Origin of the sequence: Sphingomonas sp., assembly GCF_019746665.1 — a bacterium.
GTDB lineage: Bacteria > Pseudomonadota > Alphaproteobacteria > Sphingomonadales > Sphingomonadaceae > Sphingomonas.
This window is the reverse complement of the sequence record NZ_JAIERS010000008.1, coordinates 43312-67863: the sequence shown is the minus strand read 5'-3', so window position 1 is coordinate 67863 and position 24552 is coordinate 43312. Positions and strand designations below refer to the sequence as shown.

The window sequence follows — 24552 nt, the reverse complement described above, 5'->3', positions numbered from 1 at the left end:
GGGAAGATTTTGCGACCATTTCTCTACTGACGCCCGCTTGGCCAGCCCCTATAGGCTGGCATTTCCTATGCTTGAGGGCCTCGCTTGACCTCGCTCGATCGCTACCTCGCCCGGCTGATCGCGATACCCCTGATCGCAACGCTGATCCTGTTCGCGATGCTGCTGGTGCTCGATCGCATGTTGCGGCTGCTCGAGTTCGTCGCGAACGAAGGCGGGCCGATGAGCGTGGTGTGGCGGATGCTCGCCAACCTGCTACCCGAATATCTGGGGCTTGGCATTCCGGTGGGGCTGATGCTGGGGGTGCTGCTCGCCTTCCGCCGGCTCGCGACCTCCTCCGAGCTCGACGTGATGCGCGGCGTCGGCATCAGCTATAATCGGATGCTGCTGGTGCCTTATGGCTACGCGGTCGCGCTGGCGGCGGTGAACCTGGCGATCGTCGGCTTCATCCAGCCCGATGCGCGTTATGCCTATGAACGGCTGCGCTATGAATTGCGCACCGGCGCGCTCGGCGCGTCGATCAAGGTCGGCGAGTTCACCAGCTTCCCCAACGGCGCGACCGTCCGGGTCGAGCGCAGCCATGACGAGGGGCGCCGGCTGGAGGGTATTTTCGTCCACCGCGCGAGCGACAATGGCGGCTGGACCGCAGTGACCGCAGACAGCGGCCGTTTCCTGGCGACCGACAACCCCGACGAAGTGATCTTCCGCCTTTCCAAGGGCACGCTGATCAATTCGGAGCCAAGCTTCACCGCCCCGCGCGTGCTGCGTTTCGAATCGCACGATCTGCCGATCCCGCTGCCGCGTTCCGAAGCGTTCCGCGCGCAGGGCGAGGGCAATCTGGAGCTGCGCCTGCCGCAATTGGTGAGGATCGGCCGCGATCCGCGCGAAACGCCCAAGCGCCGGCTGGAGACGCGGGCCGCCTTTCACTTCCGCCTCGTCGAGGTGGCGACGATGTTCCTGCTGCCGATGCTGGCGGTCGCGCTCGGCGTACCGGCGAAACGTTCGGGCTCGGCGCTGGGCGTGTTCCTCGCGATCGTGATGATCGTGACCTATCACAAGATCAACGAATATGGGCAATCGATCGGCGCCCTTGGCATCGTTGATCCAGCCATCGCCTTGTGGGGGCCGTTCCTGTTGTTCGCGGCGCTGGTGCTGCGGATGTATTACACCATCGCCTATGTGCCCGGCGGCCAGCCGATCGGCGTGCTCGATCGCCTGTCGGGCAAGGCCGGGAAGCTCGTTGGGCAACTGCTGCGGCGGCCGACGCGGGAGGCACGCGCCTGATGGGTCCGCGCTTTTTCCCGTCGCGCACCGTCGCGCTCTACATGGCGCGGATGTTCCTGATCCGCACCTTCTCGATCCTGGCGGGGCTGGTGCTGGTGCTGCAGACGCTCGACCTGCTGGGCGAATCGGGCCGCATCCTTGCCCATGCCGGCAATGGCGACGCCGAGGTGTGGCGCTATCTTTCGCTGCGCGTGCCGGAGATCATCGCCCAGTTCCTGCCCTTCTCGGTGCTGCTCGGCACGATCTTCACGCTCAGCACGCTCAACGCCAATAGCGAGGTGATCGCGTTGAAGGCGTCGGGGCTGTCGGCGCATCAGGTGCTCGCGCCGCTGCTGCTCACGGCGCTGGCGGTCGCGGGGATTTCGTTCGCGTTCAACGACCGCGTCGTTAGCCGCGCGTCGGCGACGCTCGCCGAGTGGAAGCGGGTGGACTATGGCCCGCTGCCGGTCGACCGTGGTGACCGCAACAACGTGTGGGCGCGCACATCGGACGACTTGATCCACGTTCGCGCGGTCAACGGCCGTGGCGACGCGGTGCGACTAACCGATGTCACCATCTATGATCGGCAGGGCGGCGCGCTGATCGCCGTGATCCGCGCGCCCAGCGGCACGCGCGCGGAGGATGGCTGGCGGCTGGAGCGCGCGACACGGTTCGATGTGCAATCGGGTGCGCAACAATCGCTCGGCACGATCATCGCCGCGCGTGGCGTTGGGCCGGATCAGTTCATGCTCGCCCGGGTCGATGCCGACGGGCTGTCGTTCATGCAGCTTTACGACGCGATCGAGACGTTGAAGGCCGCCGGCCGGCCGACAAAGGCGCTGGAAGGCGATTTGTGGCACAAGATTTCGAAGCCGCTGTCTTCGGTGCTGATGCCCCTGCTCGGTGCGGTCGCGGCGTTCGGCCTCGCGCGCTCGGGCAGGCTGTTCATGCGCGCGGTGATCGGGATGATGCTCGGCTTCCTCTATTTCGTCGCCGACAATTTCGCGCTGGCGATGGGCAACCTCAACGTCTACCCGCCGCTGCTCGCGGCCTGGGCGCCGTTCCTGCTGTTCCTGCTGATCGGCGAGGTGGTGCTGGTACGGACCGAGGAATAGGGGTCGCCGGGCTCAGCGCATCGTACGCTTCACCAGCCGCTCGACCAGCCCCGGCAATCCCTTGTAGCTCGCCTTGTGATAGGGCGAGGCGGGCTCCAGCACCGCCGAAAGGCGGCGATGCGCCTCGCCGAGCGCGTGATAGGGCACGCCGGGCAGCAGATGGTGGAGCGCGTGGTAGCGCAGGCCGACCGGCGCCCACAGCACCGGCAGCAGCGCCGGCGGCGGCACGTTGACGCTGTCGAGATATTGCGCCGTCACGCTCATCGCCGCGCCGTCCTCATTCTCCCACAGATGCGCGACCAGGGTACGCACCTGGTTGACGACCGCGATCACCGAAACCACCGCGAGGAAGATCAGGAACGCCTTCAGCGGCACCACCCCGCTCGCGACCAGCGCGATCAGCGTCAGCGCCCAGAGCGAGGTCACCGCTTCCAGCCGCAGCCACAGCGCGCGCGCCTCCCCTTCCGGGATGCGGCGGCGGAATTGCGGATTGATCGCCAGACTCGACCAGCGCTCCTCCAGCAGCACGCGCAAGCCCGGCACGACCAGCGACAGCGGCACCAGCACCGCCGAGCGGAACAGGAACGCGATCGGCGCGAGCATCGCCGCGCCCAGGAACAGCGGCAGCGTCCACGGCTTCATCGAGGCGAGCGGCAGATATTCCGGATCGTCGACCGTGCCATAGCGGGTCTTGGCGTGGTGCTGGTTATGGACGCCTTCGTACATGAAGCTCGGCGTCATCAGCGGCACGCCGACCAGCAGGTTATAACCCGCGCGGAAACCCGGCAACGCGCTGTGCTTGATGTGGCTCACCTCGTGGATGAACATTTCCGCGCGGTATAGGGCGAGCGCGGCGACCACCCCCGCCACCAGCGCCAGACCGACGCTCGGTGCCAGAATCGCGGCGACGAGCGCGCCCCAGCCGAGCCCCGCGGACAGCAGCAGATCGGTCCAATAATGGCGCGGGCTCGGCGTGTGGAGATCGCGCGAAAGCTCGGCGGCGGTGCGCAGCATCGCCATGTCGTCGGCGATCGGCGCGCGCGCGACGCGGGCATAGGCCTGTTGGCGGGCGAAGGTGAAACTGGTTGCCATGGTGAACGCTCTTGCTGAAAATCGTGGCCGCAGCGTGGCAGCCATGCCCCCTCGCCATCAGGCGTACCACTGGCTAGGAACGCGCGGATAACCGATAGGAGCCAATGCCTTGTCCAGCCCCGCCGTGCTGCACCTTGTTACCAGCGCCGCCGATCGCAAGGCGTTCGTCGCGCTGGCGTATCGCCTGAACGGCGGCGATCCCAACTGGGTGCCGCCGCTGAAGAGCGAGGCGCTGGAACTGGTGACGCCCGAGAAGAACGGCTGGTTCAGCCATGCCAAGGCGCAATTGTTCCTGGCCCGCCGCGATGGCCGCGACGTGGGGCGGATCTCGGCGCATATCGATACGCTCGCGCTGGAAATGCCGGCCGAGGGCGGGTTTGGGCCGGGCACCGGCCTTTGGGGGCATCTCGACGCCGAGGATGAAGCGACCGCGCATCAGTTGATCGCCGCCGCCGAGGATTGGCTGCGCGGCCAGGGCATGACGCGCGCGCTCGGCCCGGTGAGCATGTCGATCTGGGAGGAACCGGGGCTGCTGGTCCAGGGGCATGACCATCCACCAACGATCATGATGGGGCACCATCTGCCGCGCTATCAGGGTTGGATCGAGGCGGCGGGATATGCCCCGGCCAAGAAGCTGATGACCTATGAGCTGGACATCAGCAAAGAGTTCCCCCCGATCGTTCAGCGCATCGTCGCGGCGGGCGAAAAGAACGCACGCATCCGCATCCGCGAGGTGACTAAGAACAAGTTCGACGAGGAAGCGGCGATCATCCTTTCGATCTTGAACGATGCCTGGTCGGATAACTGGGGCTTCGTCCCCCTCACCCCGCCCGAGATCGCCGATGTCGGCAAGAAGCTCAAACCCATCGTGTTCAACGACCTGATCCGCATCGCAGAGCTGGACGGCGAGCCGGTCGCCTTCATGATCACGCTGCCCGACCTGAACGAGGTGATCAAACCCCTGAAAGGCAATCTCCTCCCGTTCGGCTGGGCCAAGCTGCTGCTGTGGCTGCGTCGGCCAAAGGTGCGGACGATGCGCGTGCCGCTGATGGGCGTGGTGAAGAAGCTGCAGGCATCGCGCCTGGCGAGCCAGCTCGCTTTCATGATGATCGAATATATCCGCCGCGCATCGGTCACCCATTACGGCGCGACGCGCGGCGAGATCGGCTGGGTGCTCGACGACAATCAGGGGATGAACGCGATCGCCGATGCGATCGATAGCAAGGTCAACCGCGTCTACCAGATCTACGCCAAGCCGCTGTAGCGCCCGCCCCCGCCGGTTCGGGAGCGGGCGCGGGCGCTTATTCCTTCGGATAGTTGATGTGGGCGCCTTCTTCGAGGTCCCATTCGGCGCGGGTCTTGCAGACTTTTTCGAGGATGCGGCTGCCCGTCCGCTCCGCCATCAGGCAATAGCGACGGCGGTCGGTGGTCGCCGGCTTCGCCTCGTCGGTCGATTGCGCGGCGGGGGCCGGCTCCGGACGGGGCTTGGCGGCGGCGGGGTTGATGCTGGCGACGAGCAGGCCCGAGACGAGCGCGGCGCTCGCGCTACCGATCACACGATGAATACGCATTTGGCTTCTCCTGCTTACTCAAGACATTGTGGGTCACTTGGGGTGCGGCCTTGCCCGACCGCGAAGGGTCAGGGATCGGGTGCGGTTAGGCCCGCTTATTGGCGATCGACATCGACGCCCCAGGCCGACCAGCCCTGGCGGGTGCGGCACAGCTCGCGCGCGACGAGCTTGGCCGGGGGCGTGAAGCGATAGCAGTAGAGGGGCTGACCACGCGCATCGTGCTTCAGCGCGACGGCGAGCCGCTCGGCGCCGGGATCGGGCGGGGCGAGCGGATGCGGACTGCGTGCGGACGCCGGCACCGCCAGCGCGAGCGCGCCGACCGCCCCGACGATCACAAATTTGGCGATCATAAAAACCTCCCAAACCAATGACCGGTATCGGCCATATCGGGAGTAGTGCATTACCCGTGCCAATCACTTAGATGATTGATATATCTATGTTTTCTTTAACTTGAGCACGAGTTATCTTGGCGGTAACGGCCAATAGCTAGCGTATTACGCCAATAATACGGCAGAGAGCCTAACCGCGCAGGCGCACCCAGGTGGGGGCATGGTCGCTCGCCTTCTCGCGACCGCGATACTCCTTGTCGACGCCGGCATCGACCAGCCGGTCGGCGGCTTGCGGGCTGAGCAGCAGATGATCGATGCGGAAGCCCGCGTCGCGCTGCCAGGCGCCGGCCTGATAGTCCCAGAAAGTCCATACCCCGCCGCGCGGGTGGCGGGTGCGCAGCGCATCGGTCCAGCCTTGCGCGACGAGCGCACGGAACCCGGCACGGCTTTCAGGCTGCATCAGCGCGTCGTCCGCCATCGCGCGCACCGAAAAGGTATCATCGTCATTGGGGATCACATTGTAATCACCCGCCAGCACCACCGGCCGCTCCTCGGCGAGCAGGTCGCGCGCGCGGGCGCGGAGGCGGTCGATCCAGCGCAGCTTATAATCGAATTTCGGCCCCGGCACCGGATTGCCATTGGGCAGATAAATCGAAGCGACGATCACCCCGCTCACCTCGGCCTCGATATAGCGGCTATGATCGTCCTCGCTCTCGCCCGCGAGACCCCGCTGGCGCTCGACCGGCGCCGCCCCGCGCGCGAGGATCGCGACGCCGTTGAACCCCTTCTGCCCGTGCCACACGCCGTGATAGCCGGCGGCTTCGACCTCGGCGATCGGCAGGCCCTCGTCCGCCGATTTCAGCTCTTGCAGGCAGACAATATCGGGCTGCTGCTCGGTAAGATACTCGATCAGGCGCGGCAGCCGCGCCTTGATGCCGTTCAGATTATAGCTGACGATCTTCAAGCGCGGATCAGATCGCGAAGCTACTGCCGCAACCGCACCCGGCGGCCGCCATCGGGTTCGCGACCTTGAAGTGCGCGCCGCCCAGATTGTCGACGAAATCCACCTCGGCGCCGCGCACCAGATCTAGGCTCATGCTATCGACCACCAGCCGCGCCGGCCCCGCCTCGACGATCACGTCGTCCGCCTCGGGCGCATCGGCCAGACCGAAGCGATATTGAAAGCCCGAACAGCCCCCGCCTTCCACCGACAGGCGCAGAATCGCGGGCTTGCCCTGGCGCTCGGCGATCCAGGCGACACGAGCAGCGGCGGCCTCGGTGAAGGTAACGTCGGTCATGCCTGCGAAAATAGGACGCCGGGGCCGCGCGCGCAACTCAGTTGGCGGCGTCGGTCCCGCCCTCGACCAGCGGATGCTCGACCGGGGTGCGGCCCTTCAGATAATCGACCGTCTGCAGGAATGGCATCGGGTTCACCGCCTGGCCGTCGATCCGCACTTCATAGTGCAGATGACTGCCGGTCGAGCGGCCGGTCGAGCCCATCAGCCCGATCAGCTGGCCGCGCGTGACGCGGGTGTTGGGCGCGACGATGATCTTCGACAAATGGCCATAGCGCGTCGCGATACCGCGGCCGTGATTGACCTCGATCAGATTGCCATAGCCACCCGAACGCTCGGCGCGGCTGACGATGCCATCGGCGGTCGCGTAGATCGGCGTGCCGACCGAGCCCGGAATGTCGACCCCGGCGTGCATCGCGGCGGTGCCGCGAAACGGATCGCTGCGCACGCCATAATAGCTGCTGAAATTCACCTTCGGCACCGGCTGGCTCGCGGGGATCGCGATCACCGCCTTTTCCAGCGTTTCCAGCTTTTTCCAGGTGAGGAACAGCGAACGGAACTGCGCATCGGCATTGGCGTCGGTGGTGCCGGTGGTCGCGACCGGCTCATAGGGGCCGCCCTGCCCGCCGCGCACGAAGCGTTCGGGCGAAAGGCCGAGCTTGCGGAAATGCGCCGTCGCCAGCGCGTAGCGACGCTCGGCAAGCTCCCGCGCCTTGGCGGCGAGCTGGCGCTGATGCGCTTCAACCTTGGTGAGCGGCGCGACGACATCGCCGGCGACGCGCGCCGCATGGGCATCGAGCGCCGGCGCGTTGAGCGCGAGCTTGGCGCTGCCATCGCCCGCCAGCACCGCGGCGATCAGCGCCTGACGCTCCTCGACCCGCTGCGCCTGGATCTGCGCCGCCTGCTTGATCGTCGCGACCTGCGCCTGCATCGCCGCGACCTTGGTCTGCAAGCGAGCCAGCTTGGCCTCGGCGCTTTCGGGCGCCGCTTGCGGGGTAAGCCCGACGATCGACGCCGCCGCAGCGCCGGCATGGGCGACCCCATAAGCAGTGAAGCACAGGCTCAAAGTCGCGACCCCCGCGAGCGCCGCCTGGGTACGGCCCGCGATGCTGAAGCGGCGCAGCGCGCGGCCATCATGGAAGATGAAATCGCGGGTCTTGAAGTTCTGCGCGACATGCGCCGCGACCTGCTTCAGCCGAGCCGTATCAATAGCGATCATGAAACCCCAATGCCTGCGATGAACGAACGCTGCCCACGTTCGTTACTGCCGGTCCGTCAGCCCCTCCCTCCGGTCCGGCGATCGGGTCTTGGGCCAACTGGGCGTATTTCGGCAATAGCGCCGCCACAATAGCAGGGCGGGCTGCTCCCGTCGCGCGATGAGTCGTTCAAGCGTCGCAAATTCGCAACCGGGCGAGACCGTTACGCCCGTAGGACTCCGGGGCAGCGATTCGCCGCTCAGCCGAGCGCGGTCGCCGCCTCCAGCACCGCCGCGGCATGGCCCGGCACCTTTACCTTGGGCCAGGCGCGCGCCAGCCGGCCATCGGCGCCGAACAGGAAGGTGGAGCGCTCGATCCCCATATATTTCTTGCCGTACATCGATTTTTCGACCCAGGCGCCGAACGCCTCCAGCACGGTGCCCGGCTCGTCGCTCGCGAGCGGCACGGTGAGCGCGTATTTGTCGATGAATTTCCGGTGCTTATCCGGCGAGTCCTTCGACACGCCAAGCAGCCGCACGCCGGCCGCGTCGAACGCCGCGCGGTGCTGGCTGAAATCCTGCGCTTCCTTGGTACAGCCCGAGGTATCGTCCTTGGGATAGAAGTACAGCACCAGCTTCCGCCCGACGAAATCGCGCAACTTGATCGTGTTACCGCCGCTGTCGACCAATGTGAGGTCGGGGATCATCTCGCCTTCAGTGAGCGCCATCTTCCACCTTTCCGATTGCATGCCAGAGCGTTGCGATCTCCTGCCGCAGCGCCTCGACCCGCGCAACCACCTGGTCGCAGCCCGACATCTGGAGCACTTGCGCGAGCAGCGCGCAGCTCGCCGGGCCGGGCAAATGCCCGCCCGGGGCGATCAGGCGCATCGCGACGAGCAGCCGGGTGAAGAAATCATGCGCCGCCCCCAGCGTCGGCGGCAGCAGCCCCTCGCCCGCCAAATGCTTGATCGCGTTGCGTAAATCAGGGTCGAAGCCAGTGCGGTGGACGAGCTGCGTCACATGCACCGCGAACTCGAGATCGACCAGGCCGCCGGGGAGCAGCTTCACGTCGAGCGGGCCGGCGGGGGGCTTGTGGCGAGCAATCTCGGCGCGCATCGCGCGCGCATCCGCGGCAATGTCGCGCCCTGGCCGGGCACCGCCGAGCACCGCCGCGATCTCCCCAGCCACCGCCGCGCGCGCGCCGGGCGATCCGAACACCGCCCGCGCCCGCGCCAGCGCCATATGTTCCCACGTCCACGCCTCGCCGCGCTGATAGGCGGCGAAGCCGGCGAGCGACACCACCAGCGGCCCCTGGGCGCCCGAGGGACGCAAGCGGGTGTCGATCTCATACAGCGCCCCCGCCGGGGTCGGGACCGAGAGCGCGGCGCTCACCCGCTGCGCCAGCCGGTTGTAATAGAGCACCGCGCCGAGCGGCTTCTCGCCATCCGATTCCGCCAGGTGATCGCCGGTAAAGAGATAGACCAGGTCGAGGTCCGACGCATGAGTCAGCAGCCCGCCGCCGAGCCGCCCCAGCGCCAGGATCACCAGTTCGCTGCCCGGCACCTGGCCGTGGCGCTTGGCGAATTCGGCGACGCTCGCCGCCGCCGCCACCTCGATCGCCGCCTCGGCGAGCCGGGCATAGCCGCCGGCGATTTCGAGCGGATCGCTGCTCGCCGCGACCAGTTGCGCGCCAAGCGCGAAGCGCCGTTCGTTGACCCCAGCGCGGAGGTGATCGAGCAACGCCTCATAGGCGAGCGGCTCGGCGGGACGGAGTTGCGCGACGAGATCGGCCACGCTCCCCAGCGGATCGAGCGCGGTCGCGTCGATCAGCCCGTCGAGCAGCGCCGGGCGGCGCCCCAGCGCCTCGGCAAGCGGCGGCGCATGGCTCAGGATCGTCCCCAGCAATTGCGCGAGCCCCGGTTGGGCCTCCAGCAGGCGGAACAGGTTGAGCGCGCTCGGCAGCCCGGCGAGCATGTCGTCGAGCCGCAGCACCGCCCCCGCCGGATCAGGCGCCGCCCCCAATGCCTTGGCGAGCGCGGGGAGCGCGGCTTCGAGCGCGGCTTGCGCGGCGGCGCTGCGCAGCGCCGGATAAGTGCCGCCGCGCCAGCGCGCGACGCGATCGGCGGCGAGCGCGGCATGATCGCCGAACCCCAGCTCGGCCATCGCCCCGGCGAGCTGGTCGCGGTCGATCGGCAGGCCGGCGGGCGCCTCGGGCTCGAGGCTCGCATAGATCGCCGCCGTGCGCTCGACGGGCGGCGCGAGCTGCGCGAGCAACGCCGCGCCGTCCTCAAGCCCGTGCAACCTTGCGACATTATCGAGCGCTTCGCCTGCGGGCAGGGTATGCGTCTGGCGGTCGTCGATCATCTGCACACGGTGCTCGATGGTGCGGAGCAGCGTATAGGCATCACTCAGCGCGGCGGCGTCGCCCGCATCGATGAAGCCACGTTGGGAGAGCGCCGCCAGCGCGTCGCGGGTCGCCGGCGCGCGTACCGCCGGCTCGCGGCCGCCATGGATCAGCTGGTGGATCTGCGCGAAGAACTCGCACTCGCGGATGCCGCCGCGCCCGCGCTTCAGGTCATAGCCCGGGCCGAACGCCTGCCCCTGGGCATGGTGATCGCGAATGCGCTGCGAGATCGAGCGGATCTCGCGCACCGCGCCGAAATCGAGGCTGCGCCGCCACACGAACGATCGGATCGCGGCAAGAAAATAGTCGCCGAGCGGCTGGTCGCCCGCCGCCACGCGCGCGCGGATGAAGGCGGCGCGTTCCCAGGGCAGCGCGGCGGACTCATAGTGCGAGATCGCCGCTTCCACCGGCAGCACGATCGGCGTCACCTCGGGGCTTGGCCGCAGCCGTAGATCGACGCGCAGCACATAGCCATCAGCGTCGCGCGCCTGGAGCAGCTCGATCACCCGCCGCCCGATCCGCACCGCCGCCTCTTCAGGCGCCTCGCGCGGGCGGCGCGGGAGCGTGGCGGGATCGAACAGCAGCAGCGGATCGATGTCCGACGAATAGTTCAGCTCGCGGCTGCCCTGCTTGCCGAGCGCGATGCCGACCAGCCCGCGCGGCTCGTCGCCCGGCGCGCGCTCGATCAGCGCGGCGCGGATCGCGGCGTCGAGCGCGTAATCGGCGAAGTCCGTGAGCTGCCGGGTGACGGCGCTCAGGTCCAGCACGCCCGCCAGATCGCCAATCGCGACGCTCAATGCCTGGCGGCGGCGCTCGATCCGCAACCGGGTGGCAATGGGTAACGAGTCGTCGGTGTCGCGCAGCGCGGCGGGGGAAGGAAGCGCGCCCTCTGCCAGCTTTGCGACCAACGCCCGCTCGCGCGCGATGAGTTGCGCAAGGAAGGGCGAATACCGCTCGGCTCGGTCTAGCGCGGCGGCAAGTTTTTGCCTATCCTGCGGCGACTGGAACACTCCCCACGATAAATCGCGTATTAGCAGCTTAAGCCAAGCGCTTGCGGCGGCAACAAAACCGTCATTAGGCCGTTATGCGCATCATGTCGACCATGCGATATAAGTTGAACGAGCAGCGCCAGCCGGCCGCGGTGACGCTGCGCGCCCCGCGCGCCGGCGACAGCGTCGCTTTCGCGCTCAACGCGGCTTATGACGTGAACCAGGAGATGCCCGAAGATTTCGCGGCGATGCTCCGCGAACTCGACAAACACAGCGGACCGAACGCCTGAGCGCGGCGCCACTTAAGATGGGTCGTCACGGGAGCCTGTAGCAGACCCCGGCCCTAGCGACGCAGGCCGGATCAGCCAACCTGCTAAAGTCTAAGTCGCTGATGCTGGCGTGCACCCCTTGATTGGCAAGTGCTTGCACATACGATCAAACCCTTCTTCCCCGGCGAAGGCCGGGGTCCAGTATTCTCCGATCGCAGGGGGAGCGCGCCGCATCAATCGCCGCCCTGCTGGACCCCGGCCTTCGCCGGGGAAGGCAGGAAGATAAGGAGCGGACACAAAGCGCATCCCATCCAACACTTGCCGCGCGGGAGGTGAAAACCGATCGCTCACCGATCCCGGCTCAACTCATCGACATCGTTCATGATCGTGTCGAGCGCCGAGCGGCCGTTGGGGTTTTGATGGCTGCGGCGCGACGACAGCATCCCGCCCGACAGCAATGCCTCCAGCGCGACCCGTCCACGCGCGACGCGACTCTTGATCGTGCCCACCGCGACGCCGCAAATCTCGGCGGCTTCCTCATAGGCAAAGCCGCCCGCGCCTACCAGGATCAGCGCTTCGCGCTGTGGCTGCGGCAGGTGCATCAGCGCGCGTTGCATGTCGCCGAGTTCCACCTGCTTGTCTTGCCCCGCCGGCGCGGCGAGGATGCGGTCGGCGACCAGATCATCCCACTCGCCGCGAAAGCGCGAGCGTCGCATTTGCGAGAGATACAGGTTGCGCAGGATGATGAAGGTCCAGGCGCGCATGTTGGTGCCGGCCTGGAAGCGCTTGCGCGCCGCCCACGCCTTCATCAGCGTTTCCTGCACCAGGTCGTCGGCGAGATCGCGGCTGCCCGAAACCGAACGGCCGAACGCGCGCAGATGCGGGATCACCTGTGCGAGCTGCGCCTTGAACTCGACATCGGACAGCGCGATGCGCTCGCCGTCGGGCGGGGTTTCGGCAGGGGGCGAGGAAGTTTCGGTCACGCAGTCTCCGTCATCGACCGATCGGCGGTCCGGCGTCGCATCGGCAAGCAGCACCATCAGCGGCTGCCCGCCCAGAACAAGGCGCCAAACGCGACCACGATCAACACGAGCGAAATCGCCAAGATGTAGCGCGTCATGTGCGGCGTCGCGCCGGCGCGGGCGCGGGTGGCGTTGAGCCGGGTTTCGTCACGGGGATCAGCCATGCCCACCCCAACGCGCCATTGCCGTTTTGGCTCCGTAAGCGTGGGAACTTTGCGTTTCCCCCGCTTTTTCGGTGGCTTGGATCACACCGCCGGCAGCGTGGCCTCGTCGAAGAACAGCGCCTGGCTGATCGCCGCCTTCACCGTCGATCGCTGGAACGGCTTGGTGATCAGGAAGGTCGGTTCGGGCCGCTCGCCCGTCAGCAGCCGCTCCGGGAAAGCGGTGATGAAGATCACCGGCACCTGAAACTCCGCCAATATGTCCTTCACCGCGTCGATCCCCGAACTGTCGTCGGCGAGCTGAATGTCGGCGAGTACGAGCCCCGGGCGGTCCTCCATCGCGAGCGCGACCGCCTCGTCGCGCGTTATCGCGACCCCGGTCACGTCATGGCCCAGGTCGCGGACGATGGTTTCGATGTCCATCGCGATGATCGGCTCGTCCTCGATGATCAGCACGCGCGCGCGGGTCTGCTTCTCGATCTCCGACAGCGCCTCCGCGACCAGATCCTCCACCTCGTCGGGGGCGACGCCGATCAGATAGCCGGCGTCCTCGGGGGTGAAGCCTTCCATCGCGGTAAGCAGCAGCGCCTGGCGCGAGAGCGGCGTCATCCGCGCAAGCCGGGCGCGCGCGATCGCCTCGGCGTCTTGAACCTCCGGGCCGTCCGATGCGTTGTCGGGATTGGCGGATGTCCAGATCGCCTGGAAGGTGCGGTACAGTCCCAGCCGGGGATCGACATCGCGGGGGAACTGATCGGGCGCGGCGACGATCGCCTCCAGCGCGGCGCGGACATAGCGGTCCCCCTGCGACTGGCTGCCGGTCAGCGCGCGGCCATAGCGACGCAGGAACGGAAGATGCGGGGCAAGTTGTTGTCCTAGCGACATGATCCTGGGTATCTCCCTGCCGCGACGAAGCGAGTCGACACTGCACCCCCCGCCCGGCCATTGCAATGGTTGTGTGCGCCCCCTGCCGCTCAGCAGAATTTGCACTGGGGGTGGAACTATCGAGCCCGGTTTTGGTTTCACCACTCTAAGCCGGTGTTTCATTTGTTGCGTATCCGGCCAGTTTGACGTTTGTTGCCACCCGCCCCAGCGATACGTTCCAGGGGCATGGCTCGCTTGGGGGACGAGGTTCTTGAACGCCGATCAGCACGGATCGAATCAGCCGCCAATGCCACCGCGCAAGCCCAAGGCGCGCGGCGATCACAAGGATGTGGGCGATTCGCTGCGCGCGGCCTATCAGGAGGCCGTGAACGAGCCCGTGCCGCCGGAAATGCTCGATCTGCTCGGCAAGCTCGACTAAGGCTCGACCATGGCCGCGGAGCCCGAGCCGCAGCATCCCCGGCGGTGGCGTTTCGCATCCCTGCCAACGGGCGCCAAGCTGTTCCTGATCCTTACCGCGGCGCTGATGCCGCTCGCGCTGATCGCGCTGCTGGCGGCGATGCAGAGCAACCGTATCGCCGACGCAGAGACCCGCGCCCGGCTGCGCGTGGCGGCGAGCGAAAGCGCGCGCGCGCTCGGGATCGAGCTGGTGGGCGACATGACCGCGATCCGCGTCGCGCTCAACGCGCTCGACCAGGACCCTGAGGACGCGCCGAGCTGTGCCCGCGTCCAGGGTGTATTCGCCGATCAGTTGGCGAGCGGCGCGCGCTTCGCGATCGTCGGTGGCAACGGCCAGCCGCTGTGCAGTTCGATGCGGCGCCCCGATCTGCGCATCGTCTACCCGCCAAGCGACGGGCCGATCAGCGCCGCGATCGATCCCGCGCGCGGATTGGCGCTGGGCCTCACCGCGCCTTCGGGGCGGCTGCACGCGGTCGCCCAGTTCGGCGGCGACGCGCTCGCCCAGATCGCCCGGCCAAGCGGTTTCCTGCCCGCCTATTCCTCCGTGCTGACGCGTGGCAATGATCGCCTGCCGCTGGAGGGCTTGGCGGGGCTTGGCCCGCTCGATCGCACCGAATCGCTCAGCGTGCCGGTCGGCGTCGATAATCTGAGCTTCGAGATGACGGTGCGCAGCGCGCCGATCACCTCGCCGTTGATCGTCGCGATGCTGCTGCCGGTGCTGATGTGGGTGGCGGCCGCGGTGATTGGCTGGTTCGTGGTCGATGCGCTGCTCATCCGCCCATTGCGCACGCTCCGCCGCGAGGTCGCGGCCTATCGCCCGGGCGAGGTGATCACGCCCCCCGCCGACGCCGCCGCGCAGGAAATCCGCGAGCTGGGCGACACTTTCCGCGCGATCAGCCAGACGGTGGTCGCGCACGAGGCCGGGCTCGCCGAGGGGCTGGTGCGCCAGACCAAGCTGACGCGCGAAGTCCACCACCGGGTGAAGAACAACCTTCAGGTGATCTCCAGCCTGATCAACCTGCACGCGCGCGGCGCGCATAGCGGCGAGGCGCGCGGCGCCTATGCCTCGATCCAGCGGCGGGTGGATGCGCTATCGGTCGTCCACCGCAATCACTTCGCCGAGCTGGAGGAAACGCGCGGGCTGCAGCTGCGGACGATGGTGAGCGACCTCGCCTCGAACATCCGCGCGACCGCGCCCGAGGATACGCATCTCACCATCACTCTCGATATAGACGGCTATCTCGCCAATCAGGACATGGCGATCGCGATGGCGTTCCTGCTGACCGAAATGATCGAGCTGGCGATGATGGTGCAGGCCGACGCCGCGCTGCGCGTATCGCTGCGCCCCGCCCCCGACGGCACGGAAGGCCGCGCGCTGTTGCGCGTCAGCAGTCCGGCGCTGGTGGACGGCGACCGGCTGCGCGATCTGCTCGCCGAACGCTATGGCCGGGTGATCGAGGGGCTGGCGCGCCAGCTACACTCCAAGCTCCATTACGAACCGCTAAGCGGGGCCTATGAAATCCTGGTGTCGGTAACCGGACGCGGCTGACACGAAAAATCGGCGGTGGGCGAATTTTTTGGCGGATGCTTGGAACTAGCTTCGCGCCTGCCCGTTTTCAGCTTCGGATAGTGAATTTTTGCCCCCCCGCTCTCGCTATCCACCAAATGGGCCCGGATGCGCTTACCCCCTCCCCCCCGGTTGCGCATCCGGGCCTTATTGCGTCCGCGCTTCGTTCGCGGGGTATGGATGACGTGCTCGCCTCGCTGGGAACGCTTTGCCCCCGCCCGGCATTGTCGGTGCGGAAAATGCGGCAAAGGAGAAACATCATGCGTAAATTCATCGGCGGCATCCTGCTGGCCAGCGGCCTGTTGCTGGGCGCGTGCAACACCGTGGAAGGCGTCGGCAAGGACGTTAAATCGGCGGGCGACACCGTCGCCAAGACGGCGGACGGCGCGAAATAGGGCTGGAGCAGCTTGTCGGCCTTTAGAGTCGCCCGCAGAAATTACGGGTCGCCCCGTGCTCGACACGGGGCCTTGCTGTTTTTCTGGCGCAAGGCAGCCAAGCCACGGCTTTCGCCGGGGCGACGCGGATCGATGTAGCGGCAATCTGCTCTAAGCCCCACATCACTTTCGGCGTCACCCCGGTCTTGATCCGGTGCCCCGCTTTTCTCTGGACGGAAGAAAGCAACGAGGCCCCGGCTCACGGCCGGGCTGACGGGCACCGCGGGGCGGCATGGCTCGAAAGAGGTGGTCGGACCAGGGCAGGCATCAAGTTTCGATAACCAGGCGAATTGCGCTTATGCCGCCTCGGCCTTGGCTTTCCCGCGCCCGCGCTCGCTGATCCAGATGCCGATGATCGCGAGTTCGTAGAGCAGAATCAGCGGCACCGCGAGCAGCAGCTGCGATCCGATGTCGGGCGGAGTCAGGACCGCCGCGATCCCAACCGCGAGCACGATCGCGTAGCGACGGAACTGGATCAGCTGGCGCCGGGTAACAATCCCCGCGCGCTCCAACAGCATCAGCAGCACCGGCAGCAGGAACGAAATGCCAAAGCCGAACATGAACTGCATGATGAAGCCCAGATAGCTGTTCACATCCGGCAGCGCGCGCTGCTCCACCCCGCCCAATTCCCCCTGAAAGCCGAGCAGGAATTTAAGCGCGATCGGCACCGCGACATAATAAGCCATTGCCGCGCCGGTCGTGAACAGCACCGGGGTCGCCAGCAGGAACGGCAGCAGCGCGCGCCGCTCCTGGCGATAAAGACCGGGGGCGACGAACTGCCACACCTGGTTCGCGATCACCGGCGATCCGATCATCACCGCCGCGAAGAACGCGACTTTCAGCTGGACGAAGAAGCCGCCGAACACATCGGTGTTGATGATCTCCTTCTGCCCCGCGACCGCGAGCGGATGGACAAGCAGCGCCAGAATCTCGCGCGCGAAGGCGAAACAGCCGGCGAAGGCGATCGCCACCGCGAGCAGGCAATAAATCAGCCGCCGGCGCAGCTCGACCAGATGCTCGATCAGTGGCGCGCGGCTGGCCTCGATCTCGTCGAGCGGCTCAGCGTTCATGGCTTCGGCTCGCTGGGGATGCCTTCGGCGACGGCGATATCGTCGTCGCTCGGCGCGTCGTAAGCGGGTGCGGGCGGCGTCCAGACAACGGGTTGCGGCGTCATCACCGGCGGCGCATCGGCGGGATCGGCTCCGGCGAGCATCGCCGGCTGGCCCGCCGGGAATTGCTGCATGATCCGCTCATTCTCGGCTGCCCATTTGGCCTCGAGCTCCTTCAGCTCGGCCTCGCGCAGCATCTGGTCGAACCCCTCGCGAAACTGGCGCACGGCACCGCGCGCCCGGGCGACCCATTGGCCGACGAGCCGCATTACCCGGGGCAAATCCTTGGGGCCGATCACCACCAGCGCGACGATCGCGACCAGCAGCAGTTCGGAGGAATCGATACCGAACAAGGTCAATCCTTGGGCGCGGGCGCTTCCTTGGCGTCGATCTGCGCGGGCTTGGCCTCATCTTCCTCGGCAAGGCCCTTCTTGAACTGCTTCACGCCCTTGGCGACATCGCCCATCATCGCCGAGAAACGACCGCCACCGAGCACCAGAATCGCGACGCCGCCAAACAGCAGCCAGTGCATCAGGCTGAAACCACCCATCGCTTGTCTCCAAAAGCCGAAGTGGCGCCTATCTAGTCGTCTTCACCGTCCTTTGCCACCTCGATCCGTTCAAGCGCGAGATCAATCGGGTCGAGCAGGCCAGCGGCGCGCAGATCGTCGATCCCAGGCAGATCGCGCCGGCTGGCAAGGCCGAAATGGGCGAGGAATTCCGGAGTGGTGGCGTAAGTCAGCGGTCGCCCCGGGCTCTCGCGCCGCCCAGCGGGGCGCACCCATAGCGCCTCCATCAGCACGTCGAGCGTGCCCTTGGAGATGGCGACGCCGCGAATCGCCTCGATCTCGGCGCGGGTGACGGGCTCGTGATAGGCGATGATCGCCAGCGTCTCGATCGCCGCGCGACTGAGCTTCTTCACTTCCTCGCGATCGCGGCGGAGCAGATGCGCGAGATCGCCCGCGGTCTGGAAATGCCAGCGCTCGCCCCGCCGCACGAGCTCGAAGCCGCGCCCGGCATGGTGCGCGGCGATCGCGTCGAGCGCGGCGCGCACATCCCCCTCCCCGGCATGGGCGCGGATCGCCTCGACGGTGAGCGGCGCGTCGGCGGCGAACAGCACTGCTTCAACAGCGCGGACGAAGGAATCGGTCATGCCGGACCCCGCAGATAAAGCGGCGCGAACGGCTCATGCTGGCGCAGCTCGACCTTGCCCTGCCGCGCGAGTTCGAGCGCGGCGACGAACGACGAGGCAAGCGCCGATCGGCGGAACGGCTCGCTCACGCCCGCGGGCAGGAACGCCTGGAGCGCGCGCCAATCGGGAGTGAGGCCGATCATGTCGCGCAGCCGATCGAGCGCGGTTTCCAGCGTCATCACCGGGCGGTTGGCGACGACGTGCATCACCGGCCGGGTCCGCGCCGAGACCTGGCCATAGGCCGCGATCAGCTCGTAAAGCTCGGCCTGCCACGCCGCCTTGCGCCGTACCCGCAAGCCTTCGGGCGCGCCCCGGCGGAACACGTCGCGGCCCAGCCGGTCGCCCGCCATCAGCCGCCCGCCCGCCTCGCGCATCGCCTCCAACCGTTCGAGCCGCAATTGCAGCCGCAGCGCGAGCTCATCCGGGCTCGGCTCCTGCTCGGGGTCGCGCGGCAGCAGCAGCGCCGATTTCAGGTAAGCGAGCCAGGCCGCCATCACCAGATAATCGGCCGCGACCTCAAGCTGCAGCGCGCGGGCGCGCTCGATGAAATCCAGATATTGCTCGACCAGCTGAAGAATCGAAATCGCGCGCAGATCGACCTTCTGCGTGCGGGCAAGCGCGAGCAGCAGGTCGAGCGGCCCTTCCCAGCCATCAATATCGATCGTCAGCGTATCGGCCATCGCCGCCCAGCATAAGCGGGGCTTGGGTCAGCGGGAAGGGGATGGTGCCCAAGGGCGGGATCGAACCACCGACACTGCGATTTTCAGTCGCATGCTCTACCAACTGAGCTACTTGGGCGCTGCCGGGTCGCGGCAAGAGCGGGCCTCTTAGTCGCCTTCCTCCGCGCTGTCCAGCCCGGGATTCATGCCTGGCGGAGTCGGGCGGCCGGGCAAGCGATACCCCTCGCCAAGCCATTGCAACAGATCGCGATCCTTGCAGCCCCTGCTGCAAAAGGGGCGGAAGGCGGGATCGGTCGGGCGCTCGCAGATCGGGCAGCGGGGATCAGCCATCATTGTCTTCCATAGGTCGCGCGGGCATCGCGGCAACGCCCGTCTCGATCACCCGGTTCACGCTGCCGTGACCAATGGGCGTCGCGTCGGCGTGCCAGCGCACCGGCGTTCCGCGCCGCCGGGCGAGCTCGGCGTCTTCCGCCGCGCGTCCGGCGGCGGTCGCGGGGTTGGCGGTGAAGACGATCGACCCCGGCAGCGGCTCGCGCTCCGCCCGGCGATAGAGCGCGAGCGCCTCGCTACGCGCGGGTTCACCCTGGATCAGCTCGATCAGCGAGGGGCGGCGCTTCCTCATCACGACATGGAGCAAGCCGAAGCCGTTCACCGCCGTCCGCTCGACCTTGCTCAGCATCGCCGCGTCGAACGCCTCGGCCGCCGCGAGCCGCGCCGCCTTGCTATTCGCGGTCGGCAGGTCGATCGCGATCGAGCCGGCGAGGTTCAGCCGCTCGATCGCCTCGGCCGCCGCGCGCGCGCCCGCCACCGCGAGCTTCTCGGCATCCCCGCCCCCATCGACATCGATCACCGTCATCGCCTCGGTGAGCTCGATGGTGAGCCGTCCGCCGGGGATGTCGACCAGGCCGGTGCGCGCCTCTTCGAGCAGTTCGCTCCAGCCGGCTTCCTCGAGCGCATCGGCATCGACCGCGCGCAGCATCCGCACCGGCCAGGGGGTGGCGGCGATCGCCTCGGCGAGGCTCGGCCCGTCGCTCAAGGGGATGTCGGGGTGCACGATCCGCGCCTTGATCCGCTTCGCCCGCCCACCGCGCGGGCTGTGCTGGCGCAGGATTTCGAGCCGCGCCGTGCTGCCCGGACTGAGCGCGCGGGGCACGCCCTCGACATAGGCTTCCAGCCCGTCCGCCAGCATGAAGCTGCCGCCCCCGCTCCACTGCGCGGCATAGCGCGCCGCGACCACAGCTCCGGCGCGCGGGCCGAGCCCCGGCCGCTCGATCCGCGCCTTCAGGATGCGGCCCTCATCGATCAGCGCCGCGCGCGCCTCGCCGATGCCGTCTTCATAGAGCCACTTAGCCAAGCGGCACGCCGGCGGTGCGAAGCAGCGCGCGGGTTTCGTAAAGCGGCAGGCCGATCACGCCCGAATGGCTGCCGGCGAGACGCTTCACCAGCGCTTCCGCGCGCCCCTGGATGGCATAGCCGCCCGCCTTGCCCAGCCCTTCGCCGCAGGCGACATAGGCGTCGATCTCGTCGGCTGACAGCCGCTTGAAGGTGACGACGGTATCAGCGAGCCGCAGCCGCGCCGTGCCCACGCCATCGATCACGCACACCGCCGCGAGGCAGTGGTGGCGCCGGCCGGAGAGGAGACCCAGCAGCTCGCGCTGCACCGCTTCGGTTTCGGCGGGCGGCAGGATGCGGCGGCCCAGCGCGATCGTCGTGTCGCCCGCGATCACCACGTCACCGGGATCGCACGCCACCGCGCGAGCCTTGGCCTCGGCGAGGCGCAGCGCATAGGCGCGGGGTAGCTCGCCGCGCGCGGGGCTCTCGTCGATATCGGGCGCGGCGATCCGATCGGGCACCACCCCCAGCCGCGCGAGCAAGTCACGCCGCCGCGGCGAGGTGGAAGCGAGGATCAGCGCCACTTACTTGAAGCGATAGGTGATGCGCCCCTTGGTGAGATCATAGGGCGTGAGTTCCACGAGCACATCGTCGCCCACCAGCACGCGGATGCGGTTCTTGCGCATCTTGCCGGCGGTATGGCCGAGGATTTCGTGATCATTTTCGAGGCGGACGCGGAACATGGCATTGGGCAGCAGTTCCACCACCGTGCCGCGCATTTCGAGCAATTCTTCCTTGGCCAAACAACCCTCTTTACAATGTCAGGAAAATTGGGCGCGGCCATAGCCCAGGCGGGGGGAAAAGGAAAGCGGGGGTGGCAGTTGTCCCGTGCTACAGCCCGTCGAAGAACCCGGCGTCGATGTCGACCTCCTCGACGACGACCTGCCGCACGGTAACGCCCAAGCCGCGTTCCTTAAGCAGCTGGCAGAGCAGTTCGCCGTCGACCAAATCGATCGCCGGCGCCCCGTCGCGTGTCGCCTCGCGCTTGGCGTCGGTCGTGAAAGTGCCCGTGGTGATGATCAGCCCCTTGTCCGCCCGGCCCTGCATCGCGCCGCGAAAATCCCGCACCGTGCCCGCCGAGACTGAGCCAGCATAGCGCTTGCACTGGAACAGTACCTGGAACGAGATGAGGTTCATCCGCAGCACGCCCACTCCATCGATGCCGCCATCACCGGCCTTGCCGGTCACCTCCACCTTCACAAAGCCGCTCTCACGCAACAGCCGCTGCGCGAGCCGCTCGAACGCAGCGGGTTCGATTGATTTGAGCTTGGCGAGCAGCCGGTCGGACCAGTCGGCTTCATCCTCGGCCTTGTGTGCTTCGGCATTGTCGATCGCGGACTTTTTCTGCCGCTCGGCATTCAAGCGCCGATAAGCCTCGTTCACTTTCTTGCGGAGCTGATCCGCGTTCAGGGACAGCGCTTCGCGGCCCGCATCGGTCAACACCCAGACGCCCCGCCCAGCGCTTGCGAGGAAGCCGGGCATCTTCAGATAGCTTCGCGCCCAGGAGAGGCGGTCCACAAGGACCGGTGCCCCGCTCTTCTCGTAAACAACGTCGAGCTGAGCTTGACTGAAACCTTGCCCGGCAATCACTGCATCGTTGATCTCGTCATTCGAGCCGGAGCCGCCCAGTTCGTCGAGCACTTTTAACGTGGGTAGCATCAAATCTTCATGCCTGGGCAACGTGACGCTCACATCAATGCTCCGGATCAAGAACTTTCGCGGACAAGCCGTGCGGTATTGGGCCGCTCTGGCACGAGGGCAAGCCATCCTGCTGCTCTACCAGGCGCAAGAAAAGGGCGGTGAGACACCCGTTGGTGCCCCACCGCCGCTTGATGTTCATACGGTTAACCCGCCCCCCTCACCCCGCCGCCAGCGCCGCCAGTAGCAGCAGCGCGACGATATTGGTGATCTTGATCATCGGGTTCACCGCCGGGCCGGCGGTGTCCTTGTAGGGATCGCCCACCGTGTCGCCGGTCACCGCGGCCTTGTGGGCGTCGCTGCCCTTGCCGCCGTGATTGCCGTCCTCGATGTACTTCTTGGCATTGTCCCACGCGCCGCCGCCCGAGGTCATCGAGATGGCGACGAACAGGCCCGAGACGATCACCCCCAGCAGCATCGCGCCGAGCGCCGCGAAGCCCTCGGCCTGGCCCGCCACCAAAGTGATGATGAAATAGACCGCGATCGGTGAGAGCACCGGCAGCAGCGAGGGCACGATCATCTCGGCGATCGCCGCCTTGGTCACCAGGTCGACGGTGCGGGCATAATCGGGGCGGCTGGTGCCTGCCATGATCCCGGGATTGTTGCGGAACTGGTCGCGGACTTCCTCCACCACCGCGCCCGCCGCGCGGCCCACCGCCGTCATCCCCATCGCCCCGAACAGATAGGGGAGCAAGGCGCCGAGCAGCAGGCCGACGATCACGTACGGGTTGGAGAGCGAGAAATCGACCGTGAGGCCGCTGAAGTAGGTCCGCAGGTCGGTCGTGTACGCGCCGAACAGCACCAGCGCGGCGAGCGCGGCCGAGCCGATCGCATAGCCCTTGGTCACCGCCTTGGTGGTGTTGCCCACCGCGTCGAGCGCGTCGGTCTTCTGGCGCACCTCGTCGGGCAGGCCGGCCATTTCGGCAATACCGCCGGCGTTATCGGTCACCGGGCCGTAAGCGTCGAGCGCCACCACCATGCCGGCCTGCGCCAGCATCGCGGTCGCGGCGAAGGCGACGCCGATCACCCCCGCCAGCTGGAAAGCGGCGATCACCGCGATCACGATTACCAAAGTCGGCAGCGCGGTCGCCTCCAGGCTGATCGCGAGGCCTTGGATCACATTAGTGCCGTGCCCCGTCACCGAAGCCTTGGCGATCGAGCGCACCGGGCGGAAATTGGTGCCGGTGTAATATTCGGTTATCCACACCATCGCGCCCGTCACCGCGAGGCCGATCAACATGCACAGGAACAGCGCGTTGCCGGTGAAATTGCCGATCCGCTGCCCCTCCACCAGCTCGGGCGTGCCGCCCGAGAGGAAGGCGTTGCCGCCGACCGGCGCGCTCATGTCCCCCAGCGCGTACGCAGTCGCGGCATAGATGAGCGGCACCGACAGGATCGCCGAGGTCCAGAAGCCCTTGTAGAGCGCGCCCATGATGCTGCCCTTGCCGAGCCGCACGAAATAGGTGCCGATGATCGAGGTGAGGATGCACGCGCCGCCGACGATCAGCGGCAGCGCCATCAACTGCGGCAGCTTGTCCGCCTTGGGCAGCAGCAGCGCGACCGAAATCATGGTGACGCCGAGCGTCACGACGTAAGTCTCGAACAGATCGGCCGCCATACCCGCGCAGTCGCCGACATTGTCGCCCACGTTATCGGCGATCACGGCGGGGTTGCGGGGATCGTCCTCGGGGATACCGGCCTCAACCTTGCCGACAAGATCGGCGCCGACATCCGCCGCCTTGGTGAAGATGCCGCCACCGAGCCGCGCGAAGATCGAGATCAGCGAGGCGCCGAACGCAAGCGCGGTGAGCGCCTCGACGATCGTGCGGTCGGCGGGATTGTCGATCCGGTGCCCGGCGACCGCGACGAGATACCAATAGAAGCCCGCGATCGCGAGCAGGCCGAGCCCCGCGACCAGCATCCCCGTGATCGCCCCCGAGCGGAAAGCGAGCGTCAGCCCCGCCTGCAGCGAGGTCCGCGCCGCCTCCGCGGTGCGGACGTTCGCGCGCACCGAGATGTTCATGCCGACATAACCCGCCACGCCCGAGAGCACCGCGCCGATCAGGAACCCGACGGTGGAGATCCAGCCGAGCGTGAATACCAGGATCGCCGCGACCACCGCGCCGACGATCGCGATCGTGCGATACTGCCGCCCGAGATAGGCCTGTGCGCCTTCCTGCACCGCGGCGGCGATGTCCTGCATCTTCTCATTGCCCGCCGGCGCCGCGATCACCTGCCGCGCGGTGATGAAGCCATAGAGCACCGCGATGAGGCCACAGACGATGGCCGCATAAACTATCTGCATCCCCTAATCCCCTTTTCGCCGGGTTGGCCGGGCTTTTGTGGTTGTGAAGGGGAGCCTAACCGCTTCGCGCGCCAGCGCAAGCGGGTTGGCGGGCGGGTGGGACAATAGCTTGGGATGATCGGCTTCCCGACCCCGC

At 67.3% G+C, this 24552-nt stretch carries 29 protein-coding genes and 1 tRNA gene; 7 read left to right on the top strand and 23 right to left on the bottom strand.

Going from position 1 to position 24552, the window contains the following annotated elements; genetic code table 11:
- Nucleotides 1-84 precede the first annotated feature (84 nt).
- The gene (gene lptF / locus K2X73_RS07480) at nt 85-1281 is read left to right on the top strand and encodes an LPS export ABC transporter permease LptF (RefSeq protein WP_294109573.1); all 1197 of its coding nucleotides are present in this window, start codon (nt 85-87) and stop codon (nt 1279-1281) included.
- Nucleotides 1281-2375 carry an LPS export ABC transporter permease LptG gene (gene lptG, locus K2X73_RS07475; protein ID WP_294109571.1) on the top strand — a complete coding sequence of 365 codons (1095 nt, stop codon included), beginning with the start codon at nt 1281-1283 and terminating at the stop codon, nt 2373-2375. The genes lptF and lptG overlap by 1 nt, the downstream gene beginning before the upstream one ends.
- Before the next feature lie 12 nt (nt 2376-2387).
- Here lptG and K2X73_RS07470 read toward each other — a convergent pair whose 3' ends face one another.
- A complete protein-coding gene (locus K2X73_RS07470) occupies nt 2388-3467 on the bottom strand; it encodes a fatty acid desaturase (RefSeq protein WP_294109569.1) in 1080 nt (359 codons plus the stop codon).
- Between the two features lie 109 nt (nt 3468-3576).
- On the opposite strand from K2X73_RS07470, the gene K2X73_RS07465 reads away from it, so the two are divergent.
- Nucleotides 3577-4731 (top strand): N-acetyltransferase, encoded by a 1155-nt coding sequence (locus K2X73_RS07465; protein WP_294109568.1) that lies wholly within the window; start codon nt 3577-3579, stop codon nt 4729-4731.
- Between the two features lie 37 nt (nt 4732-4768).
- On the opposite strand, the gene K2X73_RS07460 is transcribed toward K2X73_RS07465, so the two are convergent.
- The 7 genes from K2X73_RS07460 to K2X73_RS07430 all read right to left on the bottom strand — a co-directional run bounded on the left by K2X73_RS07460 (nt 4769) and on the right by K2X73_RS07430 (nt 11271).
- Nucleotides 4769-5038 carry a hypothetical protein gene (locus K2X73_RS07460; RefSeq protein WP_294109566.1) on the bottom strand — a complete coding sequence of 90 codons (270 nt, stop codon included), beginning with the start codon at nt 5036-5038 and terminating at the stop codon, nt 4769-4771.
- Nucleotides 5039-5133: 95 nt separating this feature from the next.
- Entirely contained in the window at nt 5134-5388 is a 255-nt protein-coding gene (locus tag K2X73_RS07455) for a hypothetical protein (RefSeq protein WP_294109564.1), read from the bottom strand.
- A gap of 169 nt (nt 5389-5557) precedes the next feature.
- Nucleotides 5558-6331 (bottom strand): exodeoxyribonuclease III, encoded by a 774-nt coding sequence (gene xth, locus K2X73_RS07450; RefSeq protein ID WP_294109562.1) that lies wholly within the window; start codon nt 6329-6331, stop codon nt 5558-5560.
- Between the two features lie 7 nt (nt 6332-6338).
- Entirely contained in the window at nt 6339-6665 is a 327-nt protein-coding gene (locus tag K2X73_RS07445; RefSeq protein ID WP_294109560.1) for an iron-sulfur cluster assembly accessory protein, read from the bottom strand.
- 37 nt (nt 6666-6702) lie between these two features.
- Entirely contained in the window at nt 6703-7881 is a 1179-nt protein-coding gene (locus K2X73_RS07440) for a M23 family metallopeptidase (protein ID WP_294109557.1), read from the bottom strand.
- 236 nt (nt 7882-8117) lie between these two features.
- Nucleotides 8118-8585, bottom strand: coding sequence for a peroxiredoxin (locus K2X73_RS07435; protein WP_294109555.1), 468 nt, complete (start codon nt 8583-8585; stop codon nt 8118-8120).
- Nucleotides 8572-11271 carry a glutamine-synthetase adenylyltransferase gene (locus tag K2X73_RS07430; protein ID WP_294109552.1) on the bottom strand — a complete coding sequence of 900 codons (2700 nt, stop codon included), beginning with the start codon at nt 11269-11271 and terminating at the stop codon, nt 8572-8574. The genes K2X73_RS07435 and K2X73_RS07430 overlap by 14 nt, the downstream gene beginning before the upstream one ends.
- Before the next feature lie 92 nt (nt 11272-11363).
- On the opposite strand from K2X73_RS07430, the gene K2X73_RS07425 reads away from it, so the two are divergent.
- Entirely contained in the window at nt 11364-11540 is a 177-nt protein-coding gene (locus tag K2X73_RS07425) for a hypothetical protein (RefSeq protein WP_294109550.1), read from the top strand.
- Between the two features lie 326 nt (nt 11541-11866).
- On the opposite strand, the gene K2X73_RS07420 is transcribed toward K2X73_RS07425, so the two are convergent.
- The 3 genes from K2X73_RS07420 to K2X73_RS07410 all read right to left on the bottom strand — a co-directional run bounded on the left by K2X73_RS07420 (nt 11867) and on the right by K2X73_RS07410 (nt 13584).
- Nucleotides 11867-12553, bottom strand: a complete 687-nt coding sequence (locus tag K2X73_RS07420; RefSeq protein ID WP_294109627.1) for a sigma-70 family RNA polymerase sigma factor — start codon at nt 12551-12553, stop codon at nt 11867-11869.
- Between the two features lie 5 nt (nt 12554-12558).
- Complete coding sequence (locus K2X73_RS07415) at nt 12559-12705, bottom strand: hypothetical protein (protein WP_294109548.1); 147 nt, start codon at nt 12703-12705, stop codon at nt 12559-12561.
- An 81-nt stretch (nt 12706-12786) separates the two neighbouring features.
- Nucleotides 12787-13584, bottom strand: a complete 798-nt coding sequence (locus tag K2X73_RS07410) for a response regulator (RefSeq protein WP_294109547.1) — start codon at nt 13582-13584, stop codon at nt 12787-12789.
- Nucleotides 13585-13870: 286 nt separating this feature from the next.
- On the opposite strand from K2X73_RS07410, the gene K2X73_RS07405 reads away from it, so the two are divergent.
- The 3 genes from K2X73_RS07405 (at nt 13871) to K2X73_RS07395 (ending at nt 16002) form a co-directional block, all read left to right on the top strand.
- Nucleotides 13871-14002, top strand: a complete 132-nt coding sequence (locus tag K2X73_RS07405; protein WP_294109545.1) for a NepR family anti-sigma factor — start codon at nt 13871-13873, stop codon at nt 14000-14002.
- A 9-nt stretch (nt 14003-14011) separates the two neighbouring features.
- A complete protein-coding gene (locus K2X73_RS07400) occupies nt 14012-15589 on the top strand; it encodes a histidine kinase dimerization/phosphoacceptor domain -containing protein (RefSeq protein ID WP_294109544.1) in 1578 nt (525 codons plus the stop codon).
- A 278-nt stretch (nt 15590-15867) separates the two neighbouring features.
- On the top strand, nt 15868-16002 hold the full coding sequence (locus tag K2X73_RS07395; RefSeq protein ID WP_294109543.1) for an entericidin A/B family lipoprotein: 135 nt from the start codon (nt 15868-15870) through the stop codon (nt 16000-16002).
- A gap of 335 nt (nt 16003-16337) precedes the next feature.
- Here K2X73_RS07395 and tatC read toward each other — a convergent pair whose 3' ends face one another.
- The 12 genes from tatC to K2X73_RS07335 form a co-directional block, all read right to left on the bottom strand.
- Nucleotides 16338-17111: a twin-arginine translocase subunit TatC gene (tatC, locus tag K2X73_RS07390; protein ID WP_294109542.1), complete on the bottom strand. Its 774-nt coding sequence runs from the start codon at nt 17109-17111 to the stop codon at nt 16338-16340.
- Entirely contained in the window at nt 17108-17503 is a 396-nt protein-coding gene (tatB, locus tag K2X73_RS07385; protein WP_294109541.1) for a Sec-independent protein translocase protein TatB, read from the bottom strand. The genes tatC and tatB overlap by 4 nt, the downstream gene beginning before the upstream one ends.
- Nucleotides 17504-17505: 2 nt before the next feature.
- Entirely contained in the window at nt 17506-17700 is a 195-nt protein-coding gene (locus K2X73_RS07380) for a Sec-independent protein translocase TatA (RefSeq protein ID WP_294109540.1), read from the bottom strand.
- A gap of 32 nt (nt 17701-17732) precedes the next feature.
- Entirely contained in the window at nt 17733-18302 is a 570-nt protein-coding gene (gene scpB / locus K2X73_RS07375; protein ID WP_294109539.1) for an SMC-Scp complex subunit ScpB, read from the bottom strand.
- Nucleotides 18299-19021 carry a ScpA family protein gene (locus tag K2X73_RS07370; protein ID WP_294109537.1) on the bottom strand — a complete coding sequence of 241 codons (723 nt, stop codon included), beginning with the start codon at nt 19019-19021 and terminating at the stop codon, nt 18299-18301. The genes scpB and K2X73_RS07370 overlap by 4 nt, the downstream gene beginning before the upstream one ends.
- Before the next feature lie 42 nt (nt 19022-19063).
- Nucleotides 19064-19139: transfer RNA gene (locus tag K2X73_RS07365), tRNA-Phe, on the bottom strand.
- Nucleotides 19140-19168: 29 nt separating this feature from the next.
- Nucleotides 19169-19351: a DNA gyrase inhibitor YacG gene (gene yacG / locus K2X73_RS07360; RefSeq protein ID WP_294109536.1), complete on the bottom strand. Its 183-nt coding sequence runs from the start codon at nt 19349-19351 to the stop codon at nt 19169-19171.
- A complete protein-coding gene (locus K2X73_RS07355; RefSeq protein WP_294109535.1) occupies nt 19344-20375 on the bottom strand; it encodes a ribonuclease E/G in 1032 nt (343 codons plus the stop codon). The genes yacG and K2X73_RS07355 overlap by 8 nt, the downstream gene beginning before the upstream one ends.
- The gene (locus K2X73_RS07350) at nt 20368-20937 is read right to left on the bottom strand and encodes a nucleoside triphosphate pyrophosphatase (protein ID WP_294109534.1); all 570 of its coding nucleotides are present in this window, start codon (nt 20935-20937) and stop codon (nt 20368-20370) included. The genes K2X73_RS07355 and K2X73_RS07350 overlap by 8 nt, the downstream gene beginning before the upstream one ends.
- On the bottom strand, nt 20938-21156 hold the full coding sequence (infA, locus tag K2X73_RS07345) for a translation initiation factor IF-1 (RefSeq protein WP_294109533.1): 219 nt from the start codon (nt 21154-21156) through the stop codon (nt 20938-20940).
- Nucleotides 21157-21244: 88 nt separating this feature from the next.
- The gene (locus K2X73_RS07340) at nt 21245-22105 is read right to left on the bottom strand and encodes a restriction endonuclease (protein WP_294109531.1); all 861 of its coding nucleotides are present in this window, start codon (nt 22103-22105) and stop codon (nt 21245-21247) included.
- 166 nt (nt 22106-22271) lie between these two features.
- A complete protein-coding gene (locus K2X73_RS07335) occupies nt 22272-24416 on the bottom strand; it encodes a sodium-translocating pyrophosphatase (RefSeq protein WP_294109530.1) in 2145 nt (714 codons plus the stop codon).
- Nucleotides 24417-24552: the final 136 nt, after the last annotated feature.

Excerpts from the sequence above, each read along its gene's own strand:
- scpB (WP_294109539.1), bottom strand. The coding sequence starts at position 18,302 with ATGACCGATTCCTTCGTCCGCGCTGTTGAAGCAGTGCTGTTCGCCGCC.
- K2X73_RS07460 (WP_294109566.1), bottom strand. The coding sequence starts at position 5,038 with ATGCGTATTCATCGTGTGATCGGTAGCGCGAGCGCCGCGCTCGTCTCG.
- K2X73_RS07380 (WP_294109540.1), bottom strand. The coding sequence starts at position 17,700 with ATGGGTGGTTTCAGCCTGATGCACTGGCTGCTGTTTGGCGGCGTCGCG.
- K2X73_RS07400 (WP_294109544.1), top strand. The coding sequence starts at position 14,012 with ATGGCCGCGGAGCCCGAGCCGCAGCATCCCCGGCGGTGGCGTTTCGCA.
- K2X73_RS07395 (WP_294109543.1), top strand. The coding sequence starts at position 15,868 with ATGCGTAAATTCATCGGCGGCATCCTGCTGGCCAGCGGCCTGTTGCTG.
- yacG (WP_294109536.1), bottom strand. The coding sequence starts at position 19,351 with ATGGCTGATCCCCGCTGCCCGATCTGCGAGCGCCCGACCGATCCCGCC.
- K2X73_RS07435 (WP_294109555.1), bottom strand. The coding sequence starts at position 8,585 with ATGGCGCTCACTGAAGGCGAGATGATCCCCGACCTCACATTGGTCGAC.
- K2X73_RS07440 (WP_294109557.1), bottom strand. The coding sequence starts at position 7,881 with ATGATCGCTATTGATACGGCTCGGCTGAAGCAGGTCGCGGCGCATGTC.
- K2X73_RS07470 (WP_294109569.1), bottom strand. The coding sequence starts at position 3,467 with ATGGCAACCAGTTTCACCTTCGCCCGCCAACAGGCCTATGCCCGCGTC.
- K2X73_RS07410 (WP_294109547.1), bottom strand. The coding sequence starts at position 13,584 with ATGTCGCTAGGACAACAACTTGCCCCGCATCTTCCGTTCCTGCGTCGC.
- tatC (WP_294109542.1), bottom strand. The coding sequence starts at position 17,111 with ATGAACGCTGAGCCGCTCGACGAGATCGAGGCCAGCCGCGCGCCACTG.
- K2X73_RS07335 (WP_294109530.1), bottom strand. The coding sequence starts at position 24,416 with ATGCAGATAGTTTATGCGGCCATCGTCTGTGGCCTCATCGCGGTGCTC.
- K2X73_RS07405 (WP_294109545.1), top strand. The coding sequence starts at position 13,871 with ATGCCACCGCGCAAGCCCAAGGCGCGCGGCGATCACAAGGATGTGGGC.
- K2X73_RS07445 (WP_294109560.1), bottom strand. The coding sequence starts at position 6,665 with ATGACCGACGTTACCTTCACCGAGGCCGCCGCTGCTCGTGTCGCCTGG.
- K2X73_RS07455 (WP_294109564.1), bottom strand. The coding sequence starts at position 5,388 with ATGATCGCCAAATTTGTGATCGTCGGGGCGGTCGGCGCGCTCGCGCTG.
- K2X73_RS07425 (WP_294109550.1), top strand. The coding sequence starts at position 11,364 with ATGCGATATAAGTTGAACGAGCAGCGCCAGCCGGCCGCGGTGACGCTG.
- lptG (WP_294109571.1), top strand. The coding sequence starts at position 1,281 with ATGGGTCCGCGCTTTTTCCCGTCGCGCACCGTCGCGCTCTACATGGCG.
- K2X73_RS07370 (WP_294109537.1), bottom strand. The coding sequence starts at position 19,021 with ATGGCCGATACGCTGACGATCGATATTGATGGCTGGGAAGGGCCGCTC.
- K2X73_RS07415 (WP_294109548.1), bottom strand. The coding sequence starts at position 12,705 with ATGGCTGATCCCCGTGACGAAACCCGGCTCAACGCCACCCGCGCCCGC.